The sequence below is a fragment of the Mesorhizobium sp. genome (genome assembly GCF_024509055.1).
GTDB lineage: Bacteria > Pseudomonadota > Alphaproteobacteria > Rhizobiales > Rhizobiaceae > Mesorhizobium.
Window position 1 is genome coordinate 1 of the sequence record NZ_JANINM010000549.1, and the last position, 8,616, is coordinate 8,616.

Consider the following 8,616-nt stretch of genomic DNA (forward strand, 5'->3'; position numbering starts at 1 on the left):
ACTCGGTCTCCTTCCCACTTCAAACCATACACCTGAACCAACACACAGGATTCTATGGTCTGCGCCGCGTCGCTTCGCTCCTTGCTCCGCCCTAGAATGACGAAGGAGATAGCTCGCGCTCCTTCGCGCCCCCTCTGGCCTGCCAGCCATCCCCCACAAGGCTCCAGCGCCCGCCGCCCGTCACGCAAAGTTTGCCGGAATAACATCGGACTTTAGCTATATTAGCTGTAATGTGCAGCGCCTTTAGGGGAGGAGTGCCATGTTCCTGCGTCTTGGCTTCGGCATATTTGCCCTTGTTGCTTTCGCCGGCCAGGCGGCCGCTTTCGAGATCTCCAGCCCGTCGGTTTCCGACGGCAAATGGGCCGAGAAGTATCTGGGCGACAAGGCCGGCGGCTGCACGGGCGGCAGCGTGTCGATCGCGCTTGCCTGGAAGGACCCGCCGGCCGGCACCAAGAGCTACGCGCTGACCATGTTCGACCCCGACGCAAATGGCGGCAAGGGTTTCTGGCATTGGCTGGCCTGGAACATCCCGGCAAGCGCCAAGGGTCTGCCCGAAGGCGCCGGCTCCAAGGGCGGCAAGGGCCTGCCCAAGGGCACGGTGCTCGGCACGGGCGGCATCGGCCGCGCCGGCTATTTCGGCCCATGCCCGCCGCCGGGCAGGGCGCATCACTACGTCTTCACGCTCTACGCGCTGGGCGAGAAGACGCTGCGCACGCCCGACAATCCGTCGCCCGAAATGGTGTCCGTCGCCGCCAAGAGCCAGGCGCTCGGCGATGCGAGCGTGACGTATACGTACGGGAGGTAGGCCCCCTTGAGGGGAGATGTCGCCGAAGGCGACAGAGAGGAAGCGAGGGAATCTCCTTCGTCATCCTAGGGCGGAGCAAGGAGCGAAGCGACGCGCGCAGACCCTAGGATCCATGCCTTTACCTGGAAGCAGCGGTGCGGAATTCCGATTGGCCGCATTCTTCGGCGACCGTCAAGGCATGGGTCCTAGGGTCAAGCCCGAGGATGACGAAGCGTTGGCTGAGCCGCAGACTGCCGACAGGCTGGCGGGGCAGCACCCCCTCTGGCCTGCCGGCCATCTCCCCCTCAAGGGGGGAGATCAGCAGTATCAACGCCTCACTTCGCCGCTTCCAGCTTGTCCTGCGTCTTCGTTTCGAAGTCGCTGGCGTCGTGGCGCTCGTGCAGTTGGTAGGCCGGGTCGCCCGAGGTGCGGTTGACCATGCGGCCGCGCTTCACTGCCGGCCTCGCGTCGATCGCGTCGGCCCAGCGCTGCACATGCTTGTATTCATGCACCGACAGGAACTCGGCGGCGTCGTTGTAGCTGCGGCCCTTGGAGAGCCCGCCATACCAGGGCCAGACCGCCATGTCGGCGATGGTGTAGTCGGGGCCGGCCAGGTACTCACTCTCGGCCAGGCGGCGGTCCAGCACGTCCATCTGCCGCTTGGTCTCCATGGCGAAGCGGTCGATGGCGTATTCGATCTTTTCCGGCGCATAGGCGTAAAAATGGCCGAAACCGCCGCCGAGATAGGGTGCGGAGCCCATCTGCCAGAACAGCCATGAGAAGGTTTCCGCGCGGGCGGCGCGCTCGGTCGGCAGGAAGGCGCCGAATTTCTCAGCCAGGTAGGTGAGGATCGAGCCGGACTCGAACACACGCACCGGCTTCGGCTCGCTGCGGTCCATCAGCGCCGGAATCTTGGAGTTCGGATTGACCTCGACGAAGCCCGAGCCGAACTGGTCGCCGTCGCCGATCTTGATCAGCCAGGCGTCGTATTCGGCGCCCTTGTGTCCCAGCGCCAGCAGCTCCTCCAGCATGATCGTGACCTTCTGGCCGTTGGGCGTGGCCAGCGAATAGAGCTGCAGCGGGTGCTTGCCGACCGGCAGTTCCTTCTCATGCGTCGGCCCTGCGACCGGCCGGTTGATCGAGGCGAAGGTGCCGCCGCTCGGCTTGTTCCAGGTCCAGACTTTCGGCGGAATATACTGGTTCATTAGGGGAGGCCCTTTGGGATGAGAGGTCGGTCCGCGATAGACTTAGGTGCGCCGCCGCGCGCGTCAAAGAAAAAAGTTCAATTTTCCTTGAACTAGCGCTTGGGCCAGCCTGGCGCTTTCAATTCTCCGGTTGTGGGAGAAGGTGGATCGGCGCCTTAGCGCCGAGACGGATGAGGGGTGTTCCAGCGGAATGAGACGCTGGTGTTTCCTGGAGCACCCCTCATCCGTCGCCTTCGGCGACACCTTCTCCCACAAGGGGAGAAGGAGAGCGCCAGCCCTTGCGCCGCGCACCTTTGGCCATACCTATAGGAAAAGACCCGCAATCAAAGACCCGCAATCCAGGACTGACCAATGACCGTCGAGAAAATCGCCCGCTCCGTCGTCGCCGTGCGCGCCACGGTGCCGGACGACGCCTTCACCGCCAATGCGCTGGGCACGCGCCGCGAAGGCAGCGGCGTGGTGATCCGCGACAACGGGCTGGTGCTCACCATCGGCTACCTGATCACCGAGGCGGAGGAAGTGTGGCTGACCGACCAGGACGGCCGCGTGATTGCCGCCCATGCACTGGCCTACGACCAGGAAACCGGCTTCGGGCTGGTGCAGGCGCTGTCGCCGCTTGGCCTGCCGGCCGTCCAGTTCGGCAATGCCAGGAAGGCCGAAATCGGCGATGCGGTCACGCTCGCCGACGGCATCGGCCAGCAGGTCGACGCCCACATCGTCACCAAGCAGGAATTTGCCGGTTATTGGGAATATCTGGTCGACGAGGCGATCTTCACCGCGCCGGCGCACCCGTCCTGGGGCGGCGCCGCGCTGTTCGACCGTGACGGCAAGCTGCTCGGCGTCGGCTCACTGCGCCTGCAGATGAGCCGGGCCGGCGAGGTGGCCGACATCAATATGGTTGTGCCGATCGACCTTCTGAAGCCGATCCTGGACGACCTCATCAAGCGCGGCCAGGTGGCGAAACCGCCGCGTCCGTGGCTGGGCGCATTCTCGGCCGAATCCAACGGCATGGTGGTTGTGATGAGCGTCGCCGAGGGCGGCCCGGCCGCGCAGGCCGGCCTGCGCCAGGGCGACATCATCTCCGAGGTGCGCGACGGCGAGGTCGACGGCCTCGCCGATTTCTACCGCAAGCTCTGGGAGAACCCGGCGGGTTCGGAGATCCCGCTGCGCGTGGTGCGCGACGGCCGCGAGACCTGGCTGCGCGTCAAATCCGCCGACCGCAACGCCTTCCTCAAGAAGCCGCAGCTGCAGTAAGCACTTGTAAGCCTTGACTTGAGTGCCCGCCGATCCAGATGGGTTGTACGGGCTTTGAGTTCATGCATTGCGCACCACTCCTCGTCGTCGACGCGTTCAGCTGACGAATGCCCGCCGAAAGGAGACATCCGTGAACAAGAAGTCGCTTATCCTGCTGGTCACCTCGCTGGCGTCCGGCCTCATATTCTCATTCGGCGCCACCTCCATGGCGGCCGCACAAAGCGCGACCACCATCGTCGTCGGCGCCGACACGACCTTCCCGCCATTCGAGACCGAGACGAACGGCGAGGTCACCGGCTTCGACATCGACATGATCAAGGCGATCGCCAAGGCCGAGGGCATGACGGTCAGCCTGAAGACATTGCCGTTCAACGGCATCATCCCCAGCCTGCAGGCCGGCTCCATCGACGCCGCGGTTGCCGGGATCACGATCAAGACCAGCCGCATGCAGAATGTCGAGTTCAGCGATGCCTATTACAAATCCGGCCTGTCGGTGCTGGTGAAGAAGGATTCCGACATCAAGAGCTTCGACGACCTCAAGGGCCACGTGGTCGCGACCAAGAAGGCGACCTCGTCGGTCGATTACCTGACCGGCCACGGCTTCGCGTCCGATTATGTGAAGCAGTTCCAGAGCATCGACGCCGCCTATCAGGCGCTCGAGACCGGCGGCGCGGACGCCGTCATCTTCGACAATCCGGTCAACGTCAACTTCAAGGCCAGCCATGACGACGTCAAGACAGTCGGCCCGCTGCTGACCGGCGAATTCTACGGCATAGCCATCAGCAAGCAGAAGCCGGAGCTGGTTCAGAAGATCAATGACGGCCTCGCCAAGATCAAGCAGAGCGGCGAATACCAGAAACTGTTCCAGACCTATTTCGGAGGCGATACCAGCGGCGTGGTCAATGGCGTTGAAAAGCCGGCGGCCGTTGCGATTTCGGGCTGATCGGATCGCCTGAACCATAGATCCCTCGGCCTTTCCGGGCCGTCCGGCGACGGTGTGCATGGCGCGAGGCCGCGCCGTGCATTGCTTGCGGCGAGGCGGGCGGAAAACAGCAATCCAAGGCATGCTCCATGGGCCCCATCTGGCAAAACCTACCCGTCATCCTGGATGGCTTGCGGCTGACCATCCAGTATTCGATCGTCGCCATCGTCCTGATGGTGGTCATCGGCCTCGTCGCCGCTCTGATGCGCCTGTCGACAGTCGCGCCGCTGCGCTGGATCGGCACCGGCTATGTCGAGATCTTCCGGTCCACGCCGCTCCTGGTGCAGCTCTTCTTCATCGTGCTCGGGCTGCCGGCGATCCTGCCCGTCAACCGGTGGTTCGGGCAGCTGACCTATCCCATCCTCGCAGCGGCCTTCACGCTCAGCCTGAACGAAGGCGCCTATGTCACCGAGATCATTCGCGCCGGCATCCTCGGCGTCGACCGGGGCCAGAAGGAGGCGGCGCAGTCGATCGCCATGAACGGCTACCAGACGATGCGCTACATCGTGCTGCCGCAGGCGTTCAAGCGGATGATCCCGCCGCTGGTCAACCAGGCGGCACAGACGATCAAGGACACCTCGCTGCTGGCGCCGGTCGGCATCGCCGAACTGGTCTACAAGGGCGAGATCGTGATTGCCGAGACCTTCGCGTCCTTCGCGATCTGGGGGCTGATCGCCGCCCTCTACTTCGTCCTCATCTTCTCGCTGTCGAAGTTCGCGTCCTATCTGGAGAGGAGGCTTCAAGTTGATAAACGTTAAGGACCTTCACAAGTCCTTCGGCCACAACGAGATCCTCAAGGGGATAAGCACTCACGTGGAGGAAAAGGAAGTCGTCGTCGTCATCGGCCCTTCCGGCAGCGGCAAGAGCACGTTCCTGCGCTGCCTCAACGGTCTGGAGACGGCGACAAGCGGCGAGATCGAAATCGCTGGCATGGTGCTTACCGACCCGAAGACGAACATCCACAAGCTGCGCCAGCATGTCGGCATGGTGTTTCAGCAGTTCAACCTGTTCAAGCACCTGACCATCCTGGAGAACGTCACCATCGGGCCGCGCAAGGTCAAGAAGATCACGACCGAGGAGGCCAACCGGGTCGCGCGCGAGTTGCTGGCCAAGGTCGGCCTCGTCGGCAAGGAAGCGAGCTATCCGGACGAGCTTTCCGGCGGCCAGCAGCAACGCGTGGCGATCGCCCGCTCGCTGGCGATGGGACCGGATGTCATGCTCTTCGACGAGCCGACCTCCGCGCTCGATCCCGAAATGGTCGGCGAGGTGCTTCAGGTCATGAAGAACCTCGCCGTCGAGGGCATGACGATGGTGGTCGTCACCCATGAGATGGGCTTTGCGCGCGAGGTCGGGCACCGGGTGATCTTCATGGATGACGGCATGATCGTGGAGGAAGGGCCGCCCAAGGCGCTCTTCTCGGACCCGCAGAGGAACCGCACCAAGAGCTTCCTGGCGAAGATCCTGTAGCCCTCGCGTCGCGTCAGTTGCGCCTGGCGCTGGCGAGGACGACGAGATTGTCGTCCGGATCGCGCATGCGCATGATGTAGAAGTCCTTCGTCTCCTCGATCGGGCCGGGCGCGAGACCAGAGTCGGCCAGGCGCTTGCGCTCGGGCTCCAGCGGCAATACGCCGAGGGTCAGCGTGCTGGTTCCGGCCTTGTCCTTGTCCTCGAAGAGCTGGACTTCGGCGCTGTCGGTGAACTGCCATTCGACAAGTCCATCCATCGGCCGACGGGCAGGGGGCCTGCCGAACAGTTTTTCGTACCATTTCGTGCTGGTTTCGAGATATGAACAACTGACATGGGCGAAGATTGTTTCGATGCCCATCCTGGACCTCCTCCGTGCTTTCGCGGTTCTCCAGCAACGCCGCGTGGGTGCCGCCCGTTCCTTTTGCGGGCGCCCGCGGGCCGATCTCCGGACGCCTGCTGACATGAACTGGCAGGTGGCCGGGCTACAAGGGCGAGGGAATCGGTCACAGTGGCCGGCAACGAGATGACGAGGTGATGATGGCGCCCATCAAGGTCGATCCGGACAAGGTCCGCGAGTTTCCCGACGCGGGGAGCTTCCATGCCTGGCTGGCCGACAACCACGCCGGCGAAAGCGAGGTCTGGATCAAGGTGCACAAGGTCGGCTCCGGCCTGCCTTCGATCACGCCCAAAGAGGCGATCGACGTTGTGCTGTGCTTCGGCTGGATCGACGCGGTGCGCAAGTCGTTCGACGATAAAAGCTTCCTCCAGCGCTACACGCCACGCGGCAAGAAGAGCATCTGGAGCAAGATCAACATCGACAATGTCGCCCGGCTGATCGAGGAGGGCCGCATGACCAGGCATGGCCTCAAGGAGGTCGAGGCGGCCAAGGCCGACGGCCGCTGGGACCGCGCCTATGGCGGGTCGAAGGACATGACCATCCCGCCAGACCTGCAGGCGGCGATCGACGCCGAGCCGAAGGCGAGGGCAATGTTCGAAAAGCTCTCGGCCCAGAACCGCTTCTCGCTCGCCTTCCGCACCCACAACATGAAGACCGAGGCCGGAAGGAAGAAGAAGATCGAGGGCTTCGTCGAAATGCTGAAGCGCGGCGAGACGATCTATCCGCAGAAGCAGAAGTGACCGCCAACCAAAAACGCCGCCCCAACAGGGACGGCGCTTTCAGGGAGGAGATGGTTTCGAACCCGGGAACCAAGGCCCGAAACCATCGGTCATGAAGTTCGGGAGGACCGGGCCTTATGCGGCGGCCGGCTTCTTGGCGGGCTTCTTGTGCGAGTGCTTCTTCACATGATGCTTGCGGGTGTGGTGCTTCCTCATGTGGTGCCGGTTGTGCTTGCGCAGGTGATGCTTGCGGCCGTGATGATGATGCCGGCGATGCTTCCTGTGCTTCTTGACGGCCTTGACCGGGGGCTTCGCCGTCTCGGTGGCGGCCGGAGCAGGGGCGGTGGTCGTCGTCGTGGCCGGGGCGGTCGTGGTGGCGGGCGCCGTCGTGGTGGTCTGGGCGTTGGCGGCAGGCACCGCGAAGGCGAGCGCGACGGCCAGGCCGAGAGCGGAGAGAAGGGTCTTTTTCATAATCGGCATTCCTTTCAAGGATCGATGTCTTTTGTCGCTCGCCGTAGTGGTCGGCTGCTCCGGGTACCGTTATGACACCCGCTCTTTTCGCGAGTTTTTCCGCACTGTTGAATCTTGTTTCCGCATTGTTTCCGGTAGCGGTGGTGGCCTGGGCGCATGGTCCGGACCGTGATTTTGCCGGGTATCGACGCGATCGGGTCGCGACGGCAAGTCGTTGCGTGACGAACGGCGGCGTTGCCGAGGTAAGCCGCTGAAAAATATAGTTTTTCCACTCACTCGTTGCAAATTCGACGAGAAAATGGAAAACCGAGTAATTACAATTGCTTAACGAGAAATCAGCCTCGCATGGTCGATTGGCTCGGCAATCGACTGGCCTGCCCTTGCGCCATCATACGAAAATAGCATTCTCGGTCCGCGAAATCTGATGCTAGGTTTCGCGCATTCCGGGCGGTGGCGTGGTCGGGCAGAGGAGAGAAAGCGGGGCGCGAGCCCGCATTTTCCAGGACATCGGACGCAACCATTGAACCATCGCAGGGCCGCCGCGTTTGCCGTTGGTTGGCCACCAGGGAGGAATTGGCAGTGAAAGCATCCTATCTCGTTTCGGCCGCGCTGCTGGCGGCGACCGCAATGCCGGCGGCGGCCGGCCAGATTTCCGACGGCAAGGTCAAGATCGGCATCCTGAACGACCAGTCGGGCGTCTATGCCGATTTCGGCGGCAAATGGTCGGTCGAGGCCGCCAAGATGGCGGTCGAGGATTTCGGCGGCAAGGTGCAGGGCGCCCCGATCGAGATCGTCAGCGCCGACCACCAGAACAAGCCGGACATCGCTTCCAACATCGCGCGCCAGTGGTACGACACCGAGCAGGTCGACGCGATCATGGAGCTCACCACGTCCTCCGTGGCTCTGGCCGTCCAGGGCATCTCCAAGGAAAAGAAGAAGATCGACATCGTCACCGGCGCCGCGTCCACCGACCTCACCGGCAAACAGTGCTCGCCCTACGGCTTCCACTGGGCCTACGACACCCATTCGCAGGCCGTCGGCACCGGCGGCGAGCTGGTGAAGCAGGGCGGCGACAGCTGGTACTTCATCACTGTCGACTATGCCTTCGGCTATTCGCTGAAGGACCAGACCGCCAAGCTGGTCGAAGCCGCCGGCGGCAAGGTGCTGGGCGAGGTGCGCTATCCGCTCGGCGCCACCGACTATTCCTCCTTCCTGCTGCAGGCGCAGTCCTCCGGCGCCAAGATCGTCGGGCTTGCCAATGCCGGCCTTGACACCTCCAACGCCATCAAGCAGGCGGCCGAGTTCGGCATCGTCGCCGGCGGCCAGCGGCTGGCGGC

The 8,616-nt window shown here is 63.4% G+C and carries 10 protein-coding genes; 7 read left to right on the forward strand and 3 right to left on the reverse strand.

Going from position 1 to position 8,616, the window contains the following annotated elements; all coding sequences use genetic code 11:
* The first annotated feature begins 259 nt into the window (after positions 1-259).
* Entirely contained in the window at positions 260-805 is a 546-nt protein-coding gene (locus Q0L57_RS33160) for a YbhB/YbcL family Raf kinase inhibitor-like protein (RefSeq protein WP_296747314.1), read from the forward strand.
* 314 nt (positions 806-1,119) lie between these two features.
* On the opposite strand, the gene yghU is transcribed toward Q0L57_RS33160, so the two are convergent.
* Positions 1,120-1,989 carry a glutathione-dependent disulfide-bond oxidoreductase gene (yghU, locus tag Q0L57_RS33165; protein ID WP_296747315.1) on the reverse strand — a complete coding sequence of 290 codons (870 nt, stop codon included), beginning with the start codon at positions 1,987-1,989 and terminating at the stop codon, positions 1,120-1,122.
* A gap of 351 nt (positions 1,990-2,340) precedes the next feature.
* On the opposite strand from yghU, the gene Q0L57_RS33170 reads away from it, so the two are divergent.
* The 4 genes from Q0L57_RS33170 to Q0L57_RS33185 all read left to right on the forward strand — a co-directional run bounded on the left by Q0L57_RS33170 (position 2,341) and on the right by Q0L57_RS33185 (position 5,692).
* Positions 2,341-3,243, forward strand: coding sequence for a S1C family serine protease (locus Q0L57_RS33170; RefSeq protein WP_296747316.1), 903 nt, complete (start codon positions 2,341-2,343; stop codon positions 3,241-3,243).
* Between the two features lie 130 nt (positions 3,244-3,373).
* Positions 3,374-4,186, forward strand: a complete 813-nt coding sequence (locus Q0L57_RS33175) for a basic amino acid ABC transporter substrate-binding protein (RefSeq protein WP_296747317.1) — start codon at positions 3,374-3,376, stop codon at positions 4,184-4,186.
* A 128-nt stretch (positions 4,187-4,314) separates the two neighbouring features.
* Entirely contained in the window at positions 4,315-4,983 is a 669-nt protein-coding gene (locus Q0L57_RS33180; RefSeq protein ID WP_296747318.1) for an amino acid ABC transporter permease, read from the forward strand.
* Entirely contained in the window at positions 4,970-5,692 is a 723-nt protein-coding gene (locus Q0L57_RS33185; RefSeq protein WP_296747319.1) for an amino acid ABC transporter ATP-binding protein, read from the forward strand. Before Q0L57_RS33180 ends, Q0L57_RS33185 begins: the two co-directional genes overlap by 14 nt.
* Before the next feature lie 13 nt (positions 5,693-5,705).
* Here the strand turns inward: Q0L57_RS33185 and Q0L57_RS33190 are convergent, their stop codons facing one another.
* Positions 5,706-6,050: a glyoxalase/bleomycin resistance/dioxygenase family protein gene (locus tag Q0L57_RS33190; protein WP_296747320.1), complete on the reverse strand. Its 345-nt coding sequence runs from the start codon at positions 6,048-6,050 to the stop codon at positions 5,706-5,708.
* Positions 6,051-6,229: 179 nt separating this feature from the next.
* On the opposite strand from Q0L57_RS33190, the gene Q0L57_RS33195 reads away from it, so the two are divergent.
* Positions 6,230-6,829 carry a YdeI family protein gene (locus tag Q0L57_RS33195; protein WP_296747323.1) on the forward strand — a complete coding sequence of 200 codons (600 nt, stop codon included), beginning with the start codon at positions 6,230-6,232 and terminating at the stop codon, positions 6,827-6,829.
* Positions 6,830-6,943: 114 nt separating this feature from the next.
* Here Q0L57_RS33195 and Q0L57_RS33200 read toward each other — a convergent pair whose 3' ends face one another.
* Complete coding sequence (locus Q0L57_RS33200) at positions 6,944-7,279, reverse strand: hypothetical protein (RefSeq protein ID WP_296747321.1); 336 nt, start codon at positions 7,277-7,279, stop codon at positions 6,944-6,946.
* A 579-nt stretch (positions 7,280-7,858) separates the two neighbouring features.
* Here Q0L57_RS33200 and Q0L57_RS33205 point away from each other — a divergent pair.
* The coding region (locus Q0L57_RS33205) for an ABC transporter substrate-binding protein (protein ID WP_296747322.1) at positions 7,859-8,616 on the forward strand (758 nt) is incomplete at its 3' end.

What these genes read in the sequence shown, in the direction of transcription:
- Q0L57_RS33160 (WP_296747314.1), top strand. Translation starts at nt 260, where the DNA reads ATGTTCCTGCGTCTTGGCTTCGGCATATTTGCCCTTGTTGCTTTCGCC.
- yghU (WP_296747315.1), bottom strand. Translation starts at nt 1,989, where the DNA reads ATGAACCAGTATATTCCGCCGAAAGTCTGGACCTGGAACAAGCCGAGC.
- Q0L57_RS33170 (WP_296747316.1), top strand. Translation starts at nt 2,341, where the DNA reads ATGACCGTCGAGAAAATCGCCCGCTCCGTCGTCGCCGTGCGCGCCACG.
- Q0L57_RS33180 (WP_296747318.1), top strand. Translation starts at nt 4,315, where the DNA reads ATGGGCCCCATCTGGCAAAACCTACCCGTCATCCTGGATGGCTTGCGG.
- Q0L57_RS33190 (WP_296747320.1), bottom strand. Translation starts at nt 6,050, where the DNA reads ATGGGCATCGAAACAATCTTCGCCCATGTCAGTTGTTCATATCTCGAA.
- Q0L57_RS33195 (WP_296747323.1), top strand. Translation starts at nt 6,230, where the DNA reads ATGGCGCCCATCAAGGTCGATCCGGACAAGGTCCGCGAGTTTCCCGAC.
- Q0L57_RS33200 (WP_296747321.1), bottom strand. Translation starts at nt 7,279, where the DNA reads ATGAAAAAGACCCTTCTCTCCGCTCTCGGCCTGGCCGTCGCGCTCGCC.